Source organism: Arthrobacter sp. UNCCL28, from assembly GCF_900102805.1.
GTDB lineage: Bacteria > Actinomycetota > Actinomycetes > Actinomycetales > Micrococcaceae > Arthrobacter > Arthrobacter nicotinovorans_A.
Genome location: NZ_FMWE01000011.1, coordinates 62,296 through 85,165, shown reverse-complemented (window position 1 = coordinate 85,165; position 22,870 = coordinate 62,296). Strand labels below are relative to the sequence as shown.

The 22,870-nt window shown below is 62.6% G+C and carries 19 protein-coding genes; 10 read left to right on the top strand and 9 right to left on the bottom strand.

Going from position 1 to position 22,870, the window contains the following annotated elements; all coding sequences use genetic code 11:
* Positions 1-30 precede the first annotated feature (30 nt).
* A complete protein-coding gene (locus tag BLQ01_RS20700; RefSeq protein WP_026542484.1) occupies positions 31-840 on the bottom strand; it encodes a ParA family protein in 810 nt (269 codons plus the stop codon).
* A 303-nt stretch (positions 841-1,143) separates the two neighbouring features.
* On the opposite strand from BLQ01_RS20700, the gene BLQ01_RS20695 reads away from it, so the two are divergent.
* Positions 1,144-4,539 carry a pyruvate carboxylase gene (locus tag BLQ01_RS20695; RefSeq protein ID WP_026542485.1) on the top strand — a complete coding sequence of 1,132 codons (3,396 nt, stop codon included), beginning with the start codon at positions 1,144-1,146 and terminating at the stop codon, positions 4,537-4,539.
* A gap of 114 nt (positions 4,540-4,653) precedes the next feature.
* Here BLQ01_RS20695 and BLQ01_RS20690 read toward each other — a convergent pair whose 3' ends face one another.
* Positions 4,654-6,465, bottom strand: coding sequence for an AMP-dependent synthetase/ligase (locus BLQ01_RS20690; RefSeq protein WP_091554113.1), 1,812 nt, complete (start codon positions 6,463-6,465; stop codon positions 4,654-4,656).
* 185 nt (positions 6,466-6,650) lie between these two features.
* Between BLQ01_RS20690 and BLQ01_RS20685 the strand changes: the two genes are divergently transcribed.
* Positions 6,651-7,709, top strand: a complete 1,059-nt coding sequence (locus BLQ01_RS20685) for an ROK family protein (protein WP_091554110.1) — start codon at positions 6,651-6,653, stop codon at positions 7,707-7,709.
* Between the two features lie 30 nt (positions 7,710-7,739).
* Here the strand turns inward: BLQ01_RS20685 and BLQ01_RS20680 are convergent, their stop codons facing one another.
* From BLQ01_RS20680 to BLQ01_RS20670, 3 genes are read right to left on the bottom strand one after another with little or no spacing between them, the layout of a single operon-like run.
* Positions 7,740-8,285 (bottom strand): hypothetical protein, encoded by a 546-nt coding sequence (locus BLQ01_RS20680; protein WP_091554107.1) that lies wholly within the window; start codon positions 8,283-8,285, stop codon positions 7,740-7,742.
* Positions 8,272-9,075, bottom strand: coding sequence for an alpha/beta hydrolase (locus tag BLQ01_RS20675; RefSeq protein WP_026542489.1), 804 nt, complete (start codon positions 9,073-9,075; stop codon positions 8,272-8,274). Before BLQ01_RS20675 ends, BLQ01_RS20680 begins: the two co-directional genes overlap by 14 nt.
* Positions 9,072-9,860, bottom strand: a complete 789-nt coding sequence (locus BLQ01_RS20670) for an alpha/beta hydrolase (protein WP_091554105.1) — start codon at positions 9,858-9,860, stop codon at positions 9,072-9,074. The genes BLQ01_RS20675 and BLQ01_RS20670 overlap by 4 nt, the downstream gene beginning before the upstream one ends.
* A 108-nt stretch (positions 9,861-9,968) precedes the next feature.
* Between BLQ01_RS20670 and BLQ01_RS20665 the strand changes: the two genes are divergently transcribed.
* A complete protein-coding gene (locus BLQ01_RS20665) occupies positions 9,969-10,760 on the top strand; it encodes a lysophospholipid acyltransferase family protein (RefSeq protein WP_026542491.1) in 792 nt (263 codons plus the stop codon).
* A gap of 66 nt (positions 10,761-10,826) precedes the next feature.
* A complete protein-coding gene (locus BLQ01_RS20660; RefSeq protein WP_026548576.1) occupies positions 10,827-12,230 on the top strand; it encodes a class II 3-deoxy-7-phosphoheptulonate synthase in 1,404 nt (467 codons plus the stop codon).
* A gap of 79 nt (positions 12,231-12,309) precedes the next feature.
* On the opposite strand, the gene pknB is transcribed toward BLQ01_RS20660, so the two are convergent.
* Both pknB and BLQ01_RS20650 read right to left on the bottom strand, forming a co-directional pair.
* Positions 12,310-14,370, bottom strand: coding sequence for a Stk1 family PASTA domain-containing Ser/Thr kinase (gene pknB / locus BLQ01_RS20655; RefSeq protein ID WP_091554102.1), 2,061 nt, complete (start codon positions 14,368-14,370; stop codon positions 12,310-12,312).
* 87 nt (positions 14,371-14,457) lie between these two features.
* The gene (locus tag BLQ01_RS20650) at positions 14,458-15,804 is read right to left on the bottom strand and encodes a LysM peptidoglycan-binding domain-containing protein (protein ID WP_026548578.1); all 1,347 of its coding nucleotides are present in this window, start codon (positions 15,802-15,804) and stop codon (positions 14,458-14,460) included.
* Between the two features lie 257 nt (positions 15,805-16,061).
* On the opposite strand from BLQ01_RS20650, the gene BLQ01_RS20645 reads away from it, so the two are divergent.
* A complete protein-coding gene (locus BLQ01_RS20645) occupies positions 16,062-16,415 on the top strand; it encodes an Rv2175c family DNA-binding protein (protein ID WP_026542495.1) in 354 nt (117 codons plus the stop codon).
* A gap of 118 nt (positions 16,416-16,533) precedes the next feature.
* On the opposite strand, the gene BLQ01_RS20640 is transcribed toward BLQ01_RS20645, so the two are convergent.
* Both BLQ01_RS20640 and BLQ01_RS20635 read right to left on the bottom strand, forming a co-directional pair.
* A complete protein-coding gene (locus BLQ01_RS20640; RefSeq protein ID WP_091554100.1) occupies positions 16,534-17,628 on the bottom strand; it encodes a polyprenyl synthetase family protein in 1,095 nt (364 codons plus the stop codon).
* Positions 17,625-18,191: a hypothetical protein gene (locus tag BLQ01_RS20635; protein WP_091554098.1), complete on the bottom strand. Its 567-nt coding sequence runs from the start codon at positions 18,189-18,191 to the stop codon at positions 17,625-17,627. The genes BLQ01_RS20640 and BLQ01_RS20635 overlap by 4 nt, the downstream gene beginning before the upstream one ends.
* Positions 18,192-18,262: 71 nt before the next feature.
* Here BLQ01_RS20635 and dinB point away from each other — a divergent pair, with 71 nt between their 5' ends.
* From dinB to BLQ01_RS20610, 5 genes are all read left to right on the top strand, one after another.
* Positions 18,263-19,534: a DNA polymerase IV gene (gene dinB, locus BLQ01_RS20630; protein WP_026542498.1), complete on the top strand. Its 1,272-nt coding sequence runs from the start codon at positions 18,263-18,265 to the stop codon at positions 19,532-19,534.
* A 229-nt stretch (positions 19,535-19,763) separates the two neighbouring features.
* Complete coding sequence (locus tag BLQ01_RS20625; RefSeq protein WP_026542499.1) at positions 19,764-20,132, top strand: DUF3040 domain-containing protein; 369 nt, start codon at positions 19,764-19,766, stop codon at positions 20,130-20,132.
* Positions 20,133-20,593: 461 nt separating this feature from the next.
* Positions 20,594-21,025 carry a division/cell wall cluster transcriptional repressor MraZ gene (gene mraZ / locus BLQ01_RS20620; RefSeq protein WP_026542500.1) on the top strand — a complete coding sequence of 144 codons (432 nt, stop codon included), beginning with the start codon at positions 20,594-20,596 and terminating at the stop codon, positions 21,023-21,025.
* Between the two features lie 167 nt (positions 21,026-21,192).
* A complete protein-coding gene (rsmH, locus tag BLQ01_RS20615) occupies positions 21,193-22,191 on the top strand; it encodes a 16S rRNA (cytosine(1402)-N(4))-methyltransferase RsmH (RefSeq protein WP_026548581.1) in 999 nt (332 codons plus the stop codon).
* Positions 22,188-22,850: a cell division protein FtsL gene (locus BLQ01_RS20610; RefSeq protein WP_091554096.1), complete on the top strand. Its 663-nt coding sequence runs from the start codon at positions 22,188-22,190 to the stop codon at positions 22,848-22,850. The genes rsmH and BLQ01_RS20610 overlap by 4 nt, the downstream gene beginning before the upstream one ends.
* The last annotated feature ends 20 nt before the right edge of the window (positions 22,851-22,870 follow it).

The following is a 22,870-nucleotide window of genomic DNA, read 5'->3' as shown; positions in this document are numbered from 1 at the left end:
GCCCTGACGATCCAGCCCCGACTGGTTGGGTCAGCGCTGGCGGCGGTCCCGCGTGGAAGGTTGCCCCGCCAGGAGGCTCTGCAGCAGCGCATCGAACAGTTTGGCGGAGTTCTTGGCGGAATCTCCCGGCCAATGGTGAACGGAGTGGGCTGCGCCTTGGATCTGCTGCCAGTTGGCCTGTTCAGGAATGTGGGGGGTCAGAAGCAGCTCACCGAACATGGACTCCATTTCCGCCAAGCGGAACGTGTGCTCGGCGGATCCGGTGCGTACCCGGTTGGCTACGATGCCCGCGGGTGCCAGGTTGGGGGCGAACTCCTGCCGGAAGAGTTGGATGGCCCGCATGGTGCGTTCGGTGCCGGCAACGGAAAACAGTCCGGGTTCAGCCACCAGCACCACACGGTCGCTGGCGCTCCACGCCATGCGCGTCAAACCATTCAGGGACGGCGGGCAGTCGACCAGGACGAGTTCATAGGCGGTGGTTCCGGACAGAACTGCTGAAAGCCTGCGGAGGTCGCGGCGTCCCAGATCCGGGCGGTCATAGATTCCGGTGAAGGCGGAGCCCACTGCGACGTCCAAGGTGCCGTCGCTGGAACCGTTGGATACCCAACTGCTGCCTGCGACGTTTTCCTGGATCCGGGCTTTCCGGGGGCTTTTCAGCATCCGGCCGATGTCGAGCTGCCCACCGGGCTGGACGCCCAGGGCCGTAGTGGCGTCGGCGTGGGGATCGAGATCCACCACCAGGGTGGGAATGCCGGCGGCGAGGGCCGCGGACGCCAGACCAGTGGTCACGGACGTCTTTCCCACTCCACCTTTGAGGCTGCTGATGCTGACTACTTGCACTTGAAAACCCAAAACCTAACGCCGGTTGCCGTATCGCGCTGATTCGGCTCCGGAACCGCCGGAGCCGGGGCTCGCCGAAGCCCCCTGAACATCATATGGTGCTTCCGGGCTGAAACCCGCTTTCTACGCGCCAGGGCGCAGGAGGCAACCCTTGCTATTAGCACGCAGTCCGATCGCGCGCACGCATATACAGCCCACATGACGATTCCTTTGTGATGGTTGCCACAAAGATTTGTGTTTGATGCTGGCGGCACTACACACTGTGACCACCGACCGATCCACCCGCAATGATGCAGGAGAAGTATGTTTTCGAAAATTCTGGTGGCCAATCGCGGAGAAATCGCGATCAGGGCGTTTCGCGCTGGTTATGAACTTGGCGCCAAGACCGTAGCCGTCTTTCCGCACGAGGACCGTAACTCGATCCACCGGCAGAAGGCCGATGAAGCTTACCTGATCGGGGAGGTGGGCCATCCCGTCCGCGCCTACCTGGACGTGGAGGAGGTTGTCCGCGTCGCCAAGGAAGCCGGCGCAGACGCCATCTACCCCGGCTACGGATTCCTCTCCGAGAACCCCGACCTCGCCCGCGCAGCGAAGGCAGCAGGAATCACATTCGTGGGCCCGCCCGCGGAAGTGCTCGAACTCGCCGGCAACAAGGTTGCTGCCTTGGAAGCGGCCCGCAAAGCCGGCGTGCCCGTCCTGAAGTCCAGCAAGCCGTCCAAGGACCTTGACGAGCTCATCGCGGCGGCTGACGACATTGGGTTCCCTATCTTTGCCAAGGCCGTTGCCGGTGGCGGCGGACGTGGCATGCGCCGCGTTGAGACGCGTGAAGCACTGCCTGAGGCATTGCAGTCCGCCATGCGCGAGGCTGACGCCGCGTTCGGCGATCCCACCATGTTCCTTGAGCAGGCCGTCCTGCGTCCCCGGCACATCGAAGTGCAGATCCTGGCCGACGCCGAGGGTAATGTCATGCACCTCTTCGAGCGCGACTGTTCACTGCAGCGCCGCCACCAGAAGGTCGTGGAAATTGCTCCGGCGCCGAACCTGGATGAGAACATCCGCCAGGCGCTCTACCGTGATGCCGTTGCTTTCGCGAAGGCCCTTAATTACGTCAACGCTGGAACTGTGGAGTTCCTGGTGGACACCGAGGGTGAGCGTGCGGGCCAGCACGTGTTCATCGAAATGAACCCCCGTATCCAGGTGGAGCACACTGTCACCGAGGAAATCACGGACGTGGACCTGGTGCAGGCACAGATGCGCATTGCCTCGGGGGAGACACTGGCGGACCTTGGCCTGAGCCAGGAGACCGTCTCCATCAAGGGCGCGGCACTGCAGTGCCGTATCACCACCGAGGATCCCGCCAACGGGTTCCGCCCGGACGTCGGAAAGATCACCGGATACCGTTCTGCCGGCGGTGCCGGTGTCAGGCTCGACGGCGGTACGGTTTACTCCGGCGCGGAGATCAGCCCGCACTTTGACTCCATGCTGGTCAAGTTGACCTGCCGCGGCCGGGACTACCCGGCAGCGGTGGCCCGCGCCCGCCGTGGCCTCGCCGAGTTCCGCATCCGCGGTGTTTCCACCAACATCCCCTTCCTTCAGGCTGTCCTGGCCGATCCGGACTTCAACGCCGGCAACGTGGCTACTGACTTCATTGACAAGCGTCCGGAGCTGCTGAAGTCGCACATCTCCGCTGACCGGGGAACCAAGCTGCTGACCTGGTTGGCCGAGGTGACGGTGAACAAGCCGAACGGCGAGCTGACGGTCCACTCGGACCCGGCCAGCAAGCTGCCGGCAATCGAAGGCCCGGTTCCCACCACGGGTTCGCGCCAGAAGTTGAGGGAACTGGGGCCGGAAGGCTTCGCCAAGGCCCTTCGCGAGCAGCAGGCCCTGGCTGTCACGGACACCACATTCCGTGATGCACACCAGTCGCTCCTGGCCACCCGCGTGCGCACCCGCGACCTCGTTGCGGCAGGGCCCGCTGTGACGGCCCTGATGCCGGAGCTGTTGTCGGTGGAAGCCTGGGGCGGTGCCACGTACGACGTCGCTTTGCGTTTCCTTGGTGAGGACCCCTGGGACCGCTTGGCTGCGCTGCGCCAGGCACTTCCGAACACCTGCCTCCAAATGCTCCTGCGCGGGCGCAACACTGTTGGGTACACGCCGTACCCGGAAGAAGTGACTGAGGCTTTCGTCAATGAAGCCGCAGCGACCGGCATCGACATTTTCCGTATCTTCGATGCCCTCAACGACGTGAACCAGATGGCTCCGGCCATCCGGGCGGTGCGGGCCACCGGAACCGCTGTTGCAGAAGTGGCGCTGTGCTACACGGGCAACCTCCTTGACCCCAACGAGGACCTGTACACGCTGGACTACTACCTCGACCTGGCACAGAGGATCGTCGACGCCGGTGCGCACATCCTGGCCATCAAGGACATGGCGGGCCTGCTGCGTCCGGCTGCGGCCACCAAGCTGGTGACGGCGCTGCGCGAGCGTTTCGACCTGCCGGTCCACCTTCACACGCACGACACCGCGGGCGGGCAGCTTGCTACCCTGTTGGCCGCCGTCGACGCCGGTGTGGATGCTGTTGACGTCGCTGCTGCATCCCTTGCCGGGACCACCAGCCAGCCCGCCGCTTCGGCGCTGGTGGCTGCCCTGGCCAACACGCCGCGCGATACCGGCCTTAGCCTGGCCAATGTCGGTGCCATGGAGCCCTATTGGGAAGCTGTTCGACGGGTCTACGCTCCCTTCGAATCCGGCCTGCCGGGTCCCACAGGGCGTGTTTACCAGCACGAAATCCCCGGCGGTCAGCTGTCCAACCTTCGCCAGCAAGCCATTGCCCTGGGGTTGGGGGAGCAGTTTGAAGCCATCGAGGATATGTACACCGCTGCCGACCGGATCCTGGGCCGGCTGGTCAAGGTGACGCCTTCTTCCAAGGTGGTGGGTGACCTCGCCTTGCACCTGGTCGGTTTGAACGCTGATCCCGCGGACTTCAACGAGAACCCGCAGAACTACGACATCCCGGACTCCGTCATTGGCTTCCTGTCCGGCGAACTTGGAGATCCTCCGGGAGGCTGGCCTGAGCCGTTCCGTACCAAGGCGCTGCAGGGCCGAAGCGTCAAGGTCCGCGATGTGGAGATCAGCGCCGAGGACAGCGCTGCACTCAAGGGTGATTCCAAGACGCGCCAGCACACACTGAACCGCTTGCTGTTCGCCGGTCCCACCAAGGACTACCTGAAGAGCGTGGAGACGTACGGCAACATTTCGGTGCTGGACACCCGTGATTACCTCTACGGTTTCCAGCAGGGTTCAGAGCACGTCATTGAACTGGAAAAGGGCGTCCGCCTCATTGCCCAGCTGGAGGCTGTGTCCGAAGCCGACGAAAAGGGCATGCGCACAGTGATGTGTACGCTCAACGGCCAGTCCCGCCCGGTGGTTGTCCGCGACCGCTCGGTGGTCAGCAACGTCAAAGCTGCGGAGAAGGCGGACCCGTCCCAGCCTGGCCAGGTTGCAGCCCCGTTCGCGGGTGCCGTAACCGTCACGGCCAAAGCCGGTGACGTGGTCAACGCAGGCGATACCGTTGCCACCATTGAGGCGATGAAGATGGAAGCATCCATCACGACGCCGGTAGCCGGTACGGTTTCACGCCTTGCGATTTCATCAGTGGAACAGGTTCAGGGCGGCGACTTGCTGCTGGTGATCGGCTGATAATCCGACCATAAAAGAACCCCGTCCGGAAACTTCCGGACGGGGTACTTTTTTGTGCTGGTACTGGGGTGGTGCTTGGCCTGTCAGTCGTGGGTTGCGGAATGCCTGGGTTTCTCAGGAAGCCCGGCGGGCGGAGTACATTTCCTCGATCACAGCGTCGAAGTCCTTCATGACCTGTGCCCGCTTGACCTTCAGCGACGGCGTGAGGTGGCCCGAGGCCTCCGTGAAGTCCGCAGCCACAATACGGAAGGACTTGATGGCTTCAGCCTGGGACACCGACTGGTTGGCCTTGCTGATCAGTTCCTGGACGGCGGCTTTCACTACGGGATGTTCTGCCGCCTCGCCCAGGGAAGTGCCGGCGGGCAGTCCGTGGCGCTCGAGCCAGCCCGGGAGGGCTTCCTCATCGAGGGTTACGAGCGCACCGATGAACGGACGGTTGTCTCCCACTACCAATACCTGGGAGACCAGGGCGTCGGCGCGGATCTGGTCCTCGAGCAAGGCGGGAACCACGTTCTTGCCGCCGGCGGTCACAATAATTTCCTTCTTGCGTCCGGTGATCTTGAGGAATCCGTTGCTGTCGAGTTCGCCAATATCGCCGGTGCGGAACCATCCGTCGGTGAAGGTTTCCGCCGTCAGGTCCTCACGCTTGTAGTAGCCGCGCATGACGCAAACGCCCTTGGTGAGGATTTCGCCGTCGTCGGCAATCTTGACGGAGTTACCCGGCAAGGGGGCGCCCACCGTGCCAATCCTGATCATGGAGGGAGTGTTCACCGAGATGGGGGCAGTGGTTTCGGTAAGCCCGTATCCTTCCAGGATCTGCAGGCCAATGCCTTGGAAGAAGTGACCGAGGCGTTCGCCCAGGGGGCCGCCGCCGGACACTGCATGTGCCACGTGGCCACCCATGGCTGCCCGGAGCTTGCCGTAAACCAATTTGTCGAAGACAGCGTGCTTGATCTTCAGGCCCAACCCCAGGGAGCCGGACTCTCGGGCCCTGGAGTAAGCGATTGCCGTGTCGACAGCACGGTGGAAGATGGCCCCCTTGCCGCCGTCTTCGGCCTTGGTCAGGGCCGAGTTGTACACCTTTTCAAAGACGCGGGGGACGGCCAGGATGAATGTTGGCTGGAAGCTCTGGAGGTCCGCCAGCAAGTTCTTGATGTCCGGGGTGTGGGCCACCTTGACGCCGCCGGCCACTGCCAGCACGGAGATGAACCGTGCAAAGACGTGGGCGAGCGGGAGGAACATGATGGTCTTCCCGAACTCATTGATGATTTCGGGAAGGGACGCGCGGGCGTTCTCGGAAAGCTCCACGAAGTTGCCGTGGGTCAGTTCACACCCCTTCGGCCTGCCGGTGGTCCCGGAGGTGTAGATGATGGTTGCCACATCGGCCAGGTCGGCGGAGGAGCGGCGGGATTCGAGTTCGTCGTCGGGAACACCGGCACCGGCAGCGCGCAAGGCGTCGAGCCCTGCACCTTCGAGCTGCCAGACGTTGGCCACGGAACTGATGTCCTCGGCAGCCACGGCCTGGCGGATGACGTCCTCGTGGTGTGCTGCCTCGCCAAAAGCTGCCACCGCACCGGAGTCACCCAGGTTCCATGCCACTTGGGACGGTGAGGACGTTTCGTAGATCGGGACAGAGATCGCCCCTGCGAACCAGATGGCGAAGTCCACCAAGGACCATTCGTAGCGGGTCCTGGACATGATGCCCACCCGATCGCCCGTTCCCACCCCGCTGGCAATCAGGCCCTTCGCCAAGGCCCTGACGTCCGCGAGGAAGTCCTTGGCCCGGATGTCCTGCCACTGCCCGTTGCTGTCCAGCTTGGAGAACAACGCAGGGTTCGACGCCTTTTCAGCCTCCCGGATCACGAAGTCCGTGATGTTGGTTTCAGGGGCAATTTTGACGAGGGGAGGAACACTGATTTCACGCAAGGTAGCTCCTTTGATATCCACGGGCCACGAGGGGCTGCTTTCACTCTAGTATGCCCGCTCGCGGAGGTGTGTCCTATTTCACCTACTGGCGAGTAACTTTACGGAAGCCCCGTCATTTCAAGCAACTTGGACCCCTCAAGGCCGCCGATGCATGGCCGCGGCACCCGGCGGAATATGATGATGGGATGCCCGCACAACGGTCCACTTTCCGTGTCAGACCCAAGCCACCGGCCTCAGCATGGAAGGACGTGCCGTGGGCTGCCCGGCGCAGCCATCTGGGCCGTCGCGGCCTGGCGATCGGCATAGACATCGGCGGCACCAAAGTCGCTGCCGGTGTGGTGGACGCCGAAGGACGGGTCCTCGCCGAGGCCCGCAGATCCACTCCCGGTGCAGACCCCAGGGCAGTGGAACAAACCATCGTGGAGCTGGTGGATGAGCTCAGCGCCGATCATCGGGTCAATTCCGTTGGAATCGGTGCGGCCGGCTGGATGGACCTCGACGGCGGAACGGTGCTGTTCAGCCCGCACCTGGCCTGGCGCAACGAGCCCCTCCGGGCCAGCCTGCAAAAGCTGCTGCGGCGTCCGGTCCTTCTGACGAACGACGCCGATGCCGCCGCCTGGGCGGAATGGCGCTTCGGGGCCGGCCAGGGGGAGAGCCGGCTGGTGTGCGTGACACTTGGTACCGGCATCGGGGGAGCCATGGTCATGGACGGCCGGGTGGAACGCGGACGCTACGGCGTGGCGGGCGAGTTCGGGCACCAGATCATTTTTCCCGGGGGACACCGTTGCGAATGCGGCAACCGCGGATGCTGGGAGCAGTACGCCTCCGGCAACGCCCTGGGGCGGGAGGCACGCCAACTCGTCCGGACCAACTCAACAGAAGGCCGGGCCCTCCTGGAGAAGGCCGGTGGAACCGCGGACAACCTCACGGGGGCGGCGGTGACCGCGTTGGCACTGGAAGGCGATGCCACCTCGCGTGAGCTCCTCGCAGACCAAGGTGAATGGTTGGGTTTGGGGCTGGCCAACCTCGCCGCGGCCCTTGACCCCGGTATGTTCGTGATCGGTGGTGGACTCTGTGATGCCGGGGAGTTCCTGGCCGGACCAGCGCGGGAATCGTTCGCGAAGAATCTCACGGGCAGGGGCTTCCGTCCCATGGCGGGGATTGAGCTCGCGGCGCTCGGTCCACGCGCCGGCATGATCGGTGCTGCGGACCTTTCGCGTGTCAGCGGACGCGCCAACCGCTAAGCCGGCCGCCCCGGAGGCGGGCGCGGTCCCTTAGATGCGGGCGCCGTCGTCGTCTTCATTCTTCTCCTGCGGAAGCCGCATGATCAGGAAGACCACCGAAACCACGAAAGCGGCAACAATACCCAGGATTGCAACAAGGGGAGCAGACCGCCAGAACATTGCAGTGAACAGCAGGGCGATGGGTCCGCCCACTGCACCGACCCACGCCAGCATGGTCAACGGTTCCGTGCCGGCCAGGCTCGGAGGCTCCTCCGGAACAAAAGTGTCGTCGTCCTCGACCTCGAAATCACGCGGCCCCAAAGGGCGACCGGCGCTTTCGGAGGGACCGGGAGCAGTTGCTGCCTCCGGGGGCGGCGTGGACAGTCCCAGGGGATCGAAATCCCTGAACGCTTTGCCCGATTCTGCGGGCGTCACGTCCTTGAGGCCCGTTTCGGCAGGATTCAGGGCCCCGGCGGAGCGGGGGTCCGCGCCGTCAGGGGTACCTGTGCCCTCCAACCGGGCCACCAGATCCAGCCACACGGCGTCGTCGTCATTGTTGGCACTCTGATCGGCAGAGTTGGCATCAGGCCTGTTCATGGGCTGTGTCCTTTTCGGGGGAAGGCCCGTGTCCGGCCAGGGTTGCTACGGTTTTCCGGATGAAATCCACGGTCCCTGCAAAGATCTCCGGGGCATCGTTGTCCAGGGTTGCTACATGGTAGCTGTTGCTGAGGTAAGTGACATCCACCGGAGCATTGACCCGGGCGCGCAGGAAATCCAGGCTCGCCTCTGAAATCACGTTGTCAACAGTGGACTTGTACACCTGGACAGGGGTGTGGATGCGCGGCAGGATCGCTGCGGTGTCCTTGTACATCTTTTTCAACTGGTGCGCCGCAGCCACGGGCGTGCGGGCGTAGGCACCTTCATTCTGGTCCGGTTTGAGGATGTCGTTGGCAATGGCCGGCGTTGTCTTCACCACGTATTTGAGCGCTGCGACGATCACTGCCCGTGGGTCATCGAGGACCAGCCCGGGGTTGACCACCACGGTTCCTGCCACTGGACGCGTGGCCGCGATACGCAGGGCCAGCGTGCCACCCATGGACAATCCGGTGCTGAAGACGTAATCGCATTCGGCCGCCAGTTCCAGGTAGGCATCATCTACTGCGCGGTGCCACTCCTGCCACGACCGGGTGGCCATGTCCTGCCACGTAGTGCCGTGCCCTGGCAACAATGGCAGCCTGACAGCATAACCGGCCGCCGCCAGGTGCTCGGCCCATGGCCTGACACTGTGCGGACTGCCGGTAAAGCCGTGGGACATGACGACGCCCACGCGGGGGCCGGTTCCGTTCCAATTGCTGAGGAACGGCGAGAAATCCGGAAGCATGTTCATGATGACTCCGAGGCTACTCTGTCCCCGGCTTGCTGACGGAAAAAGCTGGCGGATTCTTCGAAAATGGTTGGTGCGTCAACGTCCAGCGTGGCCACATGTCCACTGTGCGGAAGCGTCACCACCTTCAGCCGTGAGGATGCAATGTGGCGTTCAATCGCGGCTACGGAACTTGGCGGCACCACCTCATCCACTGACGACTTGAAAACCAATGCCGGTGCTTGCACCTTGGGCAGCCCGAGGGTAGCGGCGCGGAAGAGTTTCTTCAGTTCATGGACCGACTGCAACGGGGTTTTGGAATAGTCCCCATCCTCGGTAGCAACAGGAGCGGGTTTGTCCTCGACTATGGGGGTGGTGGTTGGCATGAAGTACTTGAGCGCAGCGACGTACCTCACGCGCCGGTCATAGAAGCTCAGCCCCGGATTGACCAGGACCAATCCGGGAACCTCATGCAGGGCAGCCACGCGGAGTGCTACGGCACCGCCCATTGACAAGCCCGCCACGAAGCACTTTTCGGTTTGCTCCGCCAAGTCCAGGTAGCTCTGCTCAAAGGTCCTGTACCAGTCCTGCCATCGCGTTGTTGCCAGGTCGCGCCAAGTGGTGCCGTGGCCTGGCAGCAGGGGAACCGACACCGCGAAACCTTGTGCGGCCAGGTACTCCGCCCACGGGAGGATACTGAGGGGACTGCCGGTGAACCCATGGCAGATGGCAACGCCTGTTGTGGCATTGGGACCATGCCCGGCGTAGTGGAAAGCAAGCGGCGCTGCAAGTGGGTGGCGTTCCGTCATGTGTCCCATCGTGTCACTGTTCCGGACATTTCTCACTGGAGTAGGGTTGCAGTTGAGTGCCGGCCGGTTGCCGGAAGCATGCCATCCGTCGGCCGTAGGAGGACAACTGTGTTCTATTGGGTCATGAAGAGGATCTTTCTGGGTCCTATCCTCAAACTCCTGTTCAGGCCTTGGGTCAAAGGCCTTGATAACGTCCCCGAAAGCGGCGCCGCGATCCTGGCGTCCAACCACCTGTCCTTTTCGGACTCCATCTTCCTGCCCCTGATGGTGCACCGGCCGGTTATCTTCCTGGCTAAGTCCGAGTACTTCACCGGCAAGGGAATCAAGGGACGGCTGACGGCGCTGTTCTTCAGGCTGAGCAACCAACTTCCCATGGACCGGTCCGGCGGGGCAGCGTCCGAAATGTCATTGCAGGCAGGCAAGGACGTCCTTTCGTCCGGAGGTCTGCTGGGCATTTACCCGGAAGGGACCCGCAGCCCTGACGCCCGTCTCTACCGCGGGAAAGTGGGTGTGGCACGGCTGGCCCTGCAAACGCGGGTACCCGTGGTGCCGGTCGCCATGATCGGTACGGAGAAGGTCCAGCCCATCGGCAAGAGGCTCCCCAGCATCCGCAGGGTAGGCATCATTTTCGGACAGCCACTGGACTTCAGCCGCTACTACGGCATGGAGGAGGACCGGCTGGTCCAGAGAGCAGTCACAGATGAAATCATGTCCGCCTTGATGCGTCTCTCCGGCCAGGAATACGTCGATGAATACGCTGCCGTGGTCAAGGCCCGGTTGGCCGGCAAGGGCCCGGAACCTGTCCACCAGGTCGAGGCAACAGAGGATGTTGCGGGGGACATAGCGGAGGACAGGGATGAACCGGGGAACAGCGATGAAGGGTCGCCGCAGAAACTGTGACGCAGGTGGCGGCATCAGTTACGCCCGCTGTCCCGCAACCATGCCCGAGGCTACTACTCTTGAAGGGTGACTGAGCTAACCGCGAACACCGCATCCTCCATAGCAGATCCCCTCGCCAGCACCGCCCAAAGCGGAGCAGCGAACTACCCCGGGCTCGACGCCTGGCGGGACCTGCCGATCTCCCAGCAGCCCACGTGGTCCGACGCCGGCGTCTTCGATGCTTCCGTCAAGGAACTTTCCGTGGTTCCGCCGCTGGTTTTCGCCGGCGAAGTGGATGTCCTCCGGGAGCGTTTGGCCGCTGCGGCCCAGGGCAAAGCATTCCTCCTGCAGGGCGGCGACTGCGCTGAGACATTTGAAGCTGCCACAGCGGACAAAATCAGTGCAAGGGTCAAGACCATCCTGCAGATGGCGGTGGTGCTGACCTACGGTGCTGCCATGCCCGTCATCAAGATGGGCCGCATGGCCGGACAGTTCGCCAAGCCGCGCTCGTCCAACGACGAAACCCGCGACGGCGTCACGCTGCCCGCCTACCGTGGCGACATCGTAAATGGCTATGAGTTCACACCGGAGTCCCGCGCCCATGACGCCGGCCGTATGCTGAAGGCGTATCACACCTCGGCTTCGACCCTGAACCTTATCCGTGCGTTCACCCAAGGTGGTTTCGCGGACCTGCGCCTGGTTCACCAGTGGAACAAGGGCTTCACGGAAAACCCTGCGCACGCCCGCTATGAATCGCTGGCACGCGATATTGACCGTGCCATCAGCTTCATGGATTCCTGCGGCGCGGACTTCGAGGCGCTCAAGCGGGTTGAATTCTTCGCCAGCCATGAAGCGTTGCTGCTCGACTACGAGCGCGCCCTGACCCGCATCGATTCACGCACGGGCCTGCCCTACGACACTTCCGCCCATTTCCTGTGGATCGGCGAGCGGACCCGCGAACTGGATCATGCCCATGTGGACTTCCTCTCCCGTGTGCGGAACCCTATCGGCGTCAAGCTCGGACCCACCACCAGCGGTGATGATGCCCTGCGCCTGATCGACAAGCTGGACCCCAACCGTGAACCTGGGCGTCTGACGTTCATCACGCGTATGGGCGCCAAGAACATCCGCGAAAAGCTGCCCGCCGTCGTCGAGCGCGTCACCGCCTCAGGTGCCCAAGTGCTTTGGGTCACCGATCCCATGCACGGCAACACCGTCACCTCGCCCAACGGCTACAAGACCCGCAACTTCGACGACGTCATTGACGAGGTCCGTGGCTTCTTCGAGGTCCACCACTCGCTGGGCACGGTTCCCGGCGGTCTCCACGTCGAAATGACCGGCGACGACGTCGCTGAGTGCCTGGGTGGCGCCGATCCGATCGACCAGGACGCTTTCCTTGACCGCTATGAGTCAGTGTGCGACCCCCGCTTGAACCACATGCAGTCACTTGAAATGGCCTTCCTGGTGGCAGGGGCCCTCTCCAAGCAGTAAAGAACCATCAATAAGGGCGTGGTCCGGATGAATCCGGACCACGCCCTTTTTGCTGCCTGCTGGGAGCCGTCATGACCGTCTACACGACAGTCAGTGTCACCACGGAGTCTTCCGGCACTTCGGTATTGACCGGGTTTTGGTCGCGGACGGTACCAAAGAAGCCGCCCAGGATCTTGTTGACCTCCACCTTGAAGCCCAGCTTCTTCAACTCCCTCTCAGCCTCGGCAGCCTGCTTGCCGATGAAGCTGGGAACGGAGACCAATTTGGGCCCCTTGGACACCGTAATCGTCACGGACTCACCGCGAATGAGCGTGCCATTGGCCGGGGCCTGGCTGACCACAGCCCCTTTGGGGACCGACTTGTCATTGACGGTCTCCGGAGCGATCACTGCCTTCAACCCGGCATCCTGAATGGCTTTGACGGCGGCATCCTGCGTCTTCCCGCGTACGTCCGGAACCGGAATCGGCTGCGGCCCTTTGGAGACCTCCAGGGCCACAGGCGTGCCGTGACGTACTTCCTTGCCCTTGGCCGGGTCCTGGGCAATCACGACGCCGGCAGGGATTTTCTCATCAAAGGCTTCGGTGACGTTCCCCAGGGCCATTTCGGCGACATTGAGTGCTGTCTTGGCTTCATCCAGGGTGCCGCCGGTCAAATCCGGCAGCGGGAACAGCTGGGCGCCCTTGGAGACGAAGAGGGTGATGGACTGGAACTTCCGGACTTCGGCACCGGATTCGGGTTCAGTTCCGACGGCGAGTCCGGCCAGGATGTCGTCGTCGAAGACGTCGCGCGGCTCCGACTGGAATCCAGCCGTTCGGAGGAGTTGCTGTGCCTCGGCCACTGTCTTGTTCTTGACGTCCGGTACGGTCCCGGGGGAGCCCGGGCCCATGCCGAAAAACCATCCGGCAGAAGCTGCGAGCATCGCCAGGATAACGATCACGATGGCCCAGATGACGCCCCGGCGGCGGGGATTTCCTTCCCTGAGCGGGCGCACGGGGGTTGCCGCGGCCCGGGCACGGTCCTTGCTCTGTTGCTTCTCGAGCCTCTTCAGCTCGCGCTTGCCGGGTTGCCGGAGGTCCTGGTCGACGTCGCTACCGGTTGATGCTTTGGAGTGCTGAAGGGCCGAACCGCCGGCCGCCATGATGGTGGTCGGGTTGCTCTGGTGGCTGATGAACTCAGTGGGGGAGGCCGTGGTGGACAAGGCTTCCGTGGGATGCTCCGCGCCGCCGTTGAGGGCAGTTGTTGCAGCGGTGGGGTATGGGCTGTGGTCCTGGCTCTGCTTGTGATCCAGCTGTTCGTCGGACAGCGTGGTCCGGATATGGCGGAGTTCGGTCAGCAACGCTGTCCCGTTCACAGGCCGGTTCTCGGCATCGGCAGCCGTGCACCACTGAACCAGTTCATCGAGGTCTTCGGCCAAGCCGGGAGCAATGTCCGAGGGGCGTCCCACCACGGAATTGACGTGTTGGTAGGCCACCTGGATGGGGGAGTCGCCGGCATAGGGTTGCTGGCCGGTCAGCATTTCGTAGAGCATGATGCCGGCAGAATAGATGTCGCTGCGGGCATCTGCGGGTTGGCCGAGAACCAGCTCGGGAGCCAGGTACGCTACGGTTCCGATCAGGGCTCCGGTGCTGGTGTTCGCCGAGACTGCCCGGGCAAGGCCGAAGTCGCCCACCTTGATCCGGCCGTCGTCCGCGATGAGGACGTTCTCGGGTTTGATGTCCCGGTGGATCAAGCCGGAGCCGTGGGCGGCAGCCAGTCCTTCGATCACGGGATCGATCAGGGCCAGGGCCAGCCTCGGCGCCAAGGCTCCTTGTTCGCTGAGGACGTCGCGGAGAGTGTGGCCCTTGACGTACTCCATCACCAGGTAGGCCACGTGCCCGTCTTCGCCTTGGTCCAAAACGCCCACAATGTGCGGGTGGGAAAGGCTCGCGGCCGCTTTTGCTTCGCGGCTGAGCCGCTGGAGGAAGGTGGGATCGTTTGCCAGGTGCGGGTGCAGGACTTTGAGGGCTACGTCGCGCTCAAGGCGCTGGTCCGTGGCCAGGTAGACAGTGGACATTCCGCCCTTGGCAAGCCGGGAACGGACCAAATACCGGCCGTCCACCATGGTTCCAATGAGCTGGTCCTGCGTTGGTTCTTGCACCATACGATCCTAAACGAGGCAGGGAAGGGGCCCGAATCCGCATTGGGCTGGCCAATGGGATCCGGGCCCCTTCACAGGTGCTGCTGGAGCCTAGCCGAACGTGCGCTGGCGGGCTTTGATCGATTCGACGTACCGCTTGGTGTCGTCATACATGCCGTACTTGCTGACCGAGTACTGGCCCTGGTAGTAGCCGGCAATCGCGGTATCCAGGTCCTTGCTGGTGGCGATCAGCGCGCGGATGATGGCGACACCGGCCGTCGCGTTGTCATACGGATCCAAAAGGTTCAGCTTACGGCCCACCAGGTCCGAAGCCCACTGGCCGGAGGACGGGATGACCTGCATGGTGCCGATGGCGTTGGCAGGGGAAACTGCCCGCTGGTCAAAACCGGATTCCTGTTCCGCGAAGGCAAGCGCCAGGGATGGGCTGACGCCCATGCGCCTTGCGGTGTCAGCCACAATGCCCTTCATCTCGGCGCGGCTGGGCACCGGTGAGGCGTTGAGCAGGGCTTTGTTCTCGTTGGCCGAGCTGACGACGGCAGCGGGGTAAGTAAAGCCCAGGAAGGTGCTGGGAACCAAGGGTTTGGTCTCGCCGGCAGGCTGGAGTCCGGTGCCCGGAATGGTGAGCTTCTGGCCGGGGTAGATGACCGTGGTTGCGGAAACGTTGTTGGCGGTCATGAGCGCGCTCAGGGAAACCCCGTGGCGCGAGGCGATGGAACTGAGGGTATCGCCTGCCTTGATGGTGTAGGAGCCCGAGCCTGCAACGGGGGCAGGTGCAGGAGCTGCGGGGGCAGGAGCTGCGGGGGCGGAGGGCGCAGATCCGCCGCTGACCTTGATCTTCTGGCCCGGATAGATGATGGAGCTGCCGTTGAGGTTGTTCCAGCTGAAAATGCTGGACAAGGGCACACCGTGCTTGGCGGCGATGGCACCGAGGGTGTCACCGGAGACGACGGTGTAGATGGTGGCGTTGCTGGGAGCTGCCGGGGCCGACGGCTGGGCCGGGGCGGAAGGCTGGGATGGGGCGGGCGTGGCCGTTCCCGTGAGCTTGATGGTCTGGCCCGGGTAGATCAACGTGGTGGCCGACAACTTGTTCAGCTGCAGGACGGCGTTTGTATCGAGGTTGAAGCGACGGGCGATGGCGCTGATCGTATCGCCGCGGACGATCGTGTAGGTATCCGGAACCGAAGGAGCCATGGGGCGCAGGGCTGCGGGCAACGTTGCGGCAACAGCCTGTGCGGGGATGACATTGCCGGCGTTGACGGCTTGCGCCTTCATTGCTGCAGCAAGCGTGGCCGGGACTTTGCGGGGCTGGGGTGCCGGAGAAGCCATGGATGGCTGGGCCAGGGCAAGCGAGGACAAAACCACGGCGGGAAGCGCAGCCGTGGTTGCCGCAATGACCGGCATGCTCATGGTTCGTTTCGGCGAGCGGGGCGTCGTCATGAAAAGTGTCCTCATCTCAACAGCGGTTGTTGGGGTGGCGCTGTTGTCGGTGTTGCGAATGTTACTGATGTTATCAATGGTGCAAGTGTGATCAGTGTGAATCTCTCACACTTATGCAATCGACACAACAATTCCTGTCGATCGGGATTATGCTGTCCGATTTATTGCCAATGAAATGACGCATTAAAGGCGCCCCTCAGGTATCGGGAGCCGGCCCCGGCTAGGCGTGGGGCAGGGCGGCGTGGCAACCTTGTTCCGTGAGTAATGTAGAAAGCCTTGTTTCCGACTGGCTCCCCTTGCCGGATGTCGCCGAGCTGCTGGAAGTTTCCATCACCAAAGTCCACGGGCTCTTGGATGAACGCGCACTGGTTGCCATCAGGCGGGGAGAACGGAATATCCGCTCAATCCCGGCCTTGTTTATCCAGGATGGTCATCCTGTCGACAGCTTAAAGGGAACCATCGCGGTTCTCAGCGATGCCGGTTACAACGACGAAGAGCTGATCATCTGGCTTTTCACCCCTGACGAATCACTGCGTGGGCGCCCGATTGACGCACTGCGCGAGGGACGTAAAACCGAGATCAGGCGTCGCGCCCAGTCTTTGGCCTGGTAACGGTGCCCCTTGGGTGAGTCAGGATACCGGGAACTGAAATAAGACGACGACGGCGGGTTGCACCGCCGTCGTCGCTTCATGTCCTATCGGTGCCGGGCACCAAGGTGAACCGTGCAAATTATGCTGCGCGGCTGACGGCAGCCTCAGCCAGTTGCCTCAGGGCGGTGAGCGGCACGTCATCCAGTGGCAGGCGTTCCAACGCTTCGAAGGCCTGGTTGCTCAGCTTTGCAATCAGCGATTCCGTGGCATCCAAGGCGCCGCACTGGACCATGATCCGACGTATTCGGGCGACGTCGTCTTCGCCCAGATCCGGATTCCCCAGCATTCGGTCCAGGTACTCCGCGTCAGCGGTTGAAGCCTGGTTCAGGGCAAATCCGACCAAGACGGTGCGTTTGCCTTCAAGCAAATCATCGCCGGCCGGTTTGCCGGTCGTTTCAGGATCGCCAAATACCCCGAGGACATCGTCCCGCATCTGGAATGCCTCACCCAGTGGCAAGGAAAACTCTGAATATTCCTTCAGAAGCCCTGTGGGGGCGCCGGCGAGGGCCCCACCCAATGCCAGCGGATGTTCCGTGGAGTATTTCGCCGACTTGTAACGGATGATTGATTGCGCCCGGTCCACTGACCCGGCCCGCTCACGGACAGGGCCCGCCACTTCCTCAAGAATGTCCAGGTATTGGCCGGCCATGACCTCTGCCCTCATGACATTGAATATTCGCCGTGCAGGAGTTCCTGCTGCCGCCCGGGGGCCGATTTCGGTAAAAGACTCCTCGCTGAACGACAAGCAGAGATCGCCGGTCAAGATGGCTGCGGCATCTCCGAATCGACCACTGTCCAGAGCCCAGCCGTTCAATTCATGGAGCTGGCTGAAGCGCTTGTGCACGCTGGGGCCGCCGCGGCGGGTATCGGACCGGTCGATGATGTCGTCGTGGATCAATGCTGCAGCCTGAAACAGTTCCAGCGCACATCCGGCAGTGAGGATCTCCGGGTTCCCGGCCAGTCCGCCGGCGCCCCTCCAACCCCAGTAGCACATCAGTGCCCGGAGGCGTTTGCCGCCCGTCACCAGGTGTGAAATCGAGCCGATGAGCGGCTCGACGTCCGGGGACACCGAAGCCATGAGTTCTTGCTGTCCCGACAGGAAGCCCTTCAGCTTGCCGGCAACGCCGTTGATGAACTCCGTCTGTTCGGACGTTACTGTGGCCAGTGCCGTCACTTGATGGACCCGGCCGCCACATTGGCGCCAATGGTGAAGGTGGATACGCCTTCCTTCTGCCGGATTGAGACGTTCACTGTCTCGCCATCACCCCTGACAAAGTCCAGCGAGGTGACATTGCCTACGGCCTCCGGTCCAGGTACAAGCTTGAAGCCCTGTGCCTCCAAGGACGTTTTGTAGTAGTCCACCACGCCCTCCGGCGGGGCCTTGACGGTTCCAACCAAGGCTGCCGTTGCCAGGGAGGTGCTCTTGTCGAAGCTGCTGGAACGGACTGATGCCTTGGGCATGACGGGAATCAGTTGCTCGGGAAAGCCCGGAACAAGGGCGTTTACCGTGGCAGTGGCGCCCGGCGCCGAAGTGGCCGATTCCGTCGTCGTCGCTGGTGCAGTCGCTGACGCGGACGCGGCAGCGGCAGGGCTCGAGGACGATGACTGCGATGAAGTGTCCGTGGGGGACGGAGCGGCCGAACCTCCTGGGGCCGGTGTGCATGCCGAGGCTGCTACGGCGACACTTGCTGCGAGCAGGGCAAACCCTCGCGATCGAGGAGTTCCAAAGAGCTTCACAGGGTATCCTTCCGGGGCTGGGGCAGAGATTGCCTCCAGTTTAGTCAGTGGCCGGGCATAGTATTGCCGATGTGAGGCAGGAAGCATTCGGCAGCGGCCCAGGAGCCGGTCAGGAGTCCTCCCGCAGCGCAGGTGATGCTCTGCGGGAATTGAGGCGAACCAGCATCCTCCACGTTGATATGGATGCGTTTTTTGTCTCCGTTGAACTCCGCAGCAGACCCGATCTCCGGGGAAAGCCAGTGATCGTCGGATTTCCCGCTGAGCGGTCGGTGGTGCTTTCGGCTTCCTACGAGGCCCGGGCCACAGGAGTGAAGTCCGCCATGCCAATGTCGATCGCGATGCGGCGTTGCCCCTCCGCGGTGATCATTAATCCGCGGCATTCGGTGTACTACGAAGTGTCCGGCCAGATCATGGAGATCTTTGCTTCCATTACGGATCTGGTGGAGCCCCTCAGCGTCGATGAAGCCTTCCTCGATGTTGGTGGGGCGATTCGCCGGCTCGGTCCGCCCCTGGAAATAGGACACCTCATCCGCCGAAGGGTCCAGTCGGAACTGGGCATTACGGCATCTGTGGGAATTGCCGGCACCAAGTTCGTGGCCAAAATCGCCTCCACGCGGTGCAAGCCCGACGGAATCCTGCAGATCAACGCCGGGGACACCCTTGCCTATCTTCACAGTCTCCCCGTTAATGCTCTGTGGGGCGTGGGTGGAAAGACAGGAGAGGTGCTTGCCCGCCTTGGCATCCGAACTGTGGCAGATGTGGCGGCAACTCCGGTGGCTGCCCTGAAGAAGGTCCTCGGTGCCAGCGGGGAACACGTCCACCGGCTGTCCATGGGAATAGATCCCCGCCCGGTGACGCCTACCAGGCTTGAGAAGAGCATCGGGGCGGAAGAGACCTTCTCCACCGATACTGGTGACAATGCCTTGCTGCACAAGGAATTGCTGCGCCTATCCCACCGGACGGCGGGAAGGCTGCGCAGTTCCGGCATGCTGGCCAGGACCGTGGCCCTGAAGCTCCGGTACTCGGACTTTTCCACGGTCACACGGAGCCGGACCGTTCATGCCCCAGTTGACAGCGCGCAGATGATCTACCAAGTGGCGGTACAACTGCTTGAGTCATTGGGGCCGCGGTCCCTGAGCGTCCGCCTCGTTGGGGTACGGGCGGAGCAGCTTGAGCCCGCCGGGCAAACATCCCTCCAATTGAGCCTGGACCGCCGGGACGACAACTGGCGGGCAGCGGAGCAGGCCTTGGACCGCGTTTCGGAACGTTTCGGGTCCAAAACCCTCCTTCCAGCAAGACTCCTCGACCCCGGAAAGCCCTCCGAGGCAGGTGATCAACTGTGAGCTTGGTCCCGCTGGCCATCAGGCGTCTTTCAGAACGGCGTCGGACAAACTATCCTATTTATTACAGAGATTTAGATCGTCTGGACAAACTGTTTCCTGAACAGTCGGCCCTGAGATGCCCGCTGAACCAAGAGGGAATTTCGGGAACGATTTTCTTGGTCCGATCGTTGTGGAAACAGACGCACAGAAAGCGTTATGTCCAGACGCTGGCTGACTAAAGGAGGTCGCGATGCCCCTCTCGGAGCACGAACAGAAGCTGCTTGAGCAACTTGAAAAGCAACTTCATGAGGACGATCCGAAGTTTGCCAGCACCATGGGCTCGGATCCCATCCGCAGTTGGTCAACCCGGCATGTAATCATCGGCGTGCTTGGCGCCATTGCCGGCATCCTCCTCCTGCTCGTGGGAGTTTCGATGCAGGCGATACCAGTGGGTGTCCTCGGCTTCGTCGTCATGGGTGCTGGCGTCTACTTCGCCACGCTGCGCGGAGCAGCCTTTGGCAAAGCCGGCAAGGGCAAACCAGCCAGGGGCAAACCCAAGAGTTCGTTCATGAGCAGCCTCGAAGAGCGCTGGGACGAGCGGCGCCGCGACGACTCCTAAGTCCTCCACGACGTTGCACCACCGGTAGTACCACTCCTGCCTTACGCGCGCCCCTGATTTTTTCCCGGGGATGACGAAAGACCCGCATGCCGCGGGTCTTTTTGCGTTTAACGTGTCTTTTGCTCCACTTCCCACCACCACTCCGCTCTTTACCCCGCCAGGCACCCCTACTCAGCCTCCACTTCCCACCACACCGGCGCGGCAGGCGGGGAAAGCAGCCCAGGGGAGACCTGAACCCCTCGCCGGAGACGTCCGCGCCACGCGGCGGCTCCACCGGCCCTCCACTTTCCGCCACCGAGCCTAAATCCGCGCCATTTCAACCAACTCGAATCTCAAGGTAGTGGAGAAACACCTGCTCCTGCGTTGACTGTGGGGCTTTGTGGAGTAAAGTGGAGCGCATAAGAGGGTAGTGGCAGTGTTGGGAATGAACGGGCACCTTAACTGAGGGGCGGTGGGGCCAGATGTTTCTGGGCACTCACTCGCCGCGTCTCGATGAAAAGGGCCGGATCATCCTTCCCGCCAAGTTCCGCGAGGAGCTTGCCGAGGGGCTGGTCCTCACCAGGGGTCAGGAACGCTGCATCTACGTCTTCAGCCAGAAAGAATTCGAACGTATTCACGAGTCGATGCGGGAAGCACCACTGTCTTCCAAGCAGGCCCGCGACTATATTCGCGTTTTCCTGTCCGGAGCCTCTGATGAAGTACCTGACAAGCAGGGGCGCGTGACCATTCCGCCGGCGCTCCGGGCATACGCAGGCCTTGGCAGGGAGTTGGCTGTGATCGGAGCCGGCACCCGTGCGGAGATCTGGGATGCCGAAGCTTGGAATGAGTACCTCAACGAGAAGGAAGCAGCCTTCTCGGAAACGGATGACGACAATCTGCCCGGGTTTATCTGACCGGTCGGAGGAAGCAGCAGTACCGCTTCTTGAATGGGATCTCCAGCCGCCCATCGAACAGTCTTCCTGGCTCACCTTCCCCTGAGCCAGGCCGGCGGGTCGATAGGCGCGGATGGGGATCCGATTCAAGAAACAGCAGGCAAGCGATTGAAGAAAGAGGAGGCAGCGTGGAAGAGCAGGACGCGGCAAAGCCCACATCGGAGCGCCACGTACCCGTCCTGAAAGACCGCTGCATCAATCTGCTCGCCCCCGGCTTCGAGGCTGCCAGGAAGCGGGGAGCCACCCCTGTCGCCATCGATGCGACCCTGGGCATGGGCGGTCACTCCGAAGCCATGCTGCAGCGTTTTCCGGACCTGCACCTGGTCGGCATTGACCGGGACGAAGAGGCCCTTGCCTTGGCGGGCGCGCGGCTTGAGCCCTTCTCGGACCGGACGGACCTGGTGCACGCCGTGTACGACGAGATCGGCGAAGTCCTCGAAGACCTCGGCATCTCCGAGGTCCACGGCATCCTCATGGACCTGGGTGTCTCTTCGCTGCAGTTGGACGAGCGCGAGCGTGGTTTCGCCTACTCCTACGATGCCCCCCTCGACATGCGGATGGACACCAGCCGCGGACAGACAGCAGCCGACGTCGTCAATAACTACAGCGAAGACGAACTGGTGCGCATCATCCGCAAGTGGGGCGAAGAAAAGTTCGCCGGCCGCATTGCCAACAGGATCGTTAATGCCCGGGTGGAGAAACCCTTCGCAACCACCGGCGAACTTGTGGAACAGATCCGCAGTGTTGTTCCCGCCGCAGCGGCCAAGAGCGGTGGACATCCCGCCAAACGCACTTTCCAGGCATTGAGGATTGAGGTCAACGAGGAGCTGGACGTCCTGGAACGGGCTGTTCCCGCAGCTGTGGCCGCTACGGCCATGGCGGGACGGATCGTGGTGATGTCGTATCACTCGCTGGAAGACAAGATCGTGAAGTCGGTTTTCCAGGCCGGATCAAAATCCTCAGCCCCACTCGGTTTCCCCGTGGAACTTGAAGAACATAAACCCGAACTGAAAACCATCACCAAGGGCACGGAAGTGCCAACGGCAGCAGAAATCGCTGAGAACCCCCGCGCGGCGTCCGCCCGATTGAGGGCAGTGGAGCGCATCAAACCAAGGAGAGACGCATGAGCAACGCCGCAGCGAAGACACTGCCCTCCGTGGTGGGCAATACCGCCCGTGCACTGCCCGATCCCGGCGGCAAGCCTGACTCCGGACGCAAGGCCCGTACGCCGCTTTCCTTGGTGCGCAGTGCTCCGGGCAAACGCCGGACCCCATTCGTCGTCCTTTGCTTCGTGGCCATGGCGGCCGCCCTCATGGCTGTTCTTGTCCTGAATATTTCGGTATCCACCGCCCAATACCAGTTGGTGCAGCTCAAGGCCGAAGCAGCAACCCTGAACAAGGAAAACCAAGACCTGACACAGAGGAAGCAGAACTTCGAGGCTCCCCAGAATTTGGCTGCGAAGGCGGCAGAATTGGGAATGGTTCCTTCAACTGTCAAGGGACAGATCGACCTCAATACGATGACCATCACCGGAAAGGCAACACCGGCCGTTAAGGGAGATGCTCCTTTGGCACAGTTGGCTCCTCCGGCAGTGGCGGGGATGCTGGACGTGGTTCCCTCGGTAACAACCAAGGAACCCCTGGAGAACCTCAAGCCGGTGACTCCGGTTGCGCCTGCCGCCCCGGCTGCACCCGCGGCTGCTCCAGCATCTCCGGCAGCTACGCCGCCGGTTGACCTTAACGGGGGTTCTGTACCGGCCCCTCAGCAGAAGGCACCCGGGCAGTAATCCATCAGTCCACCGAAGCT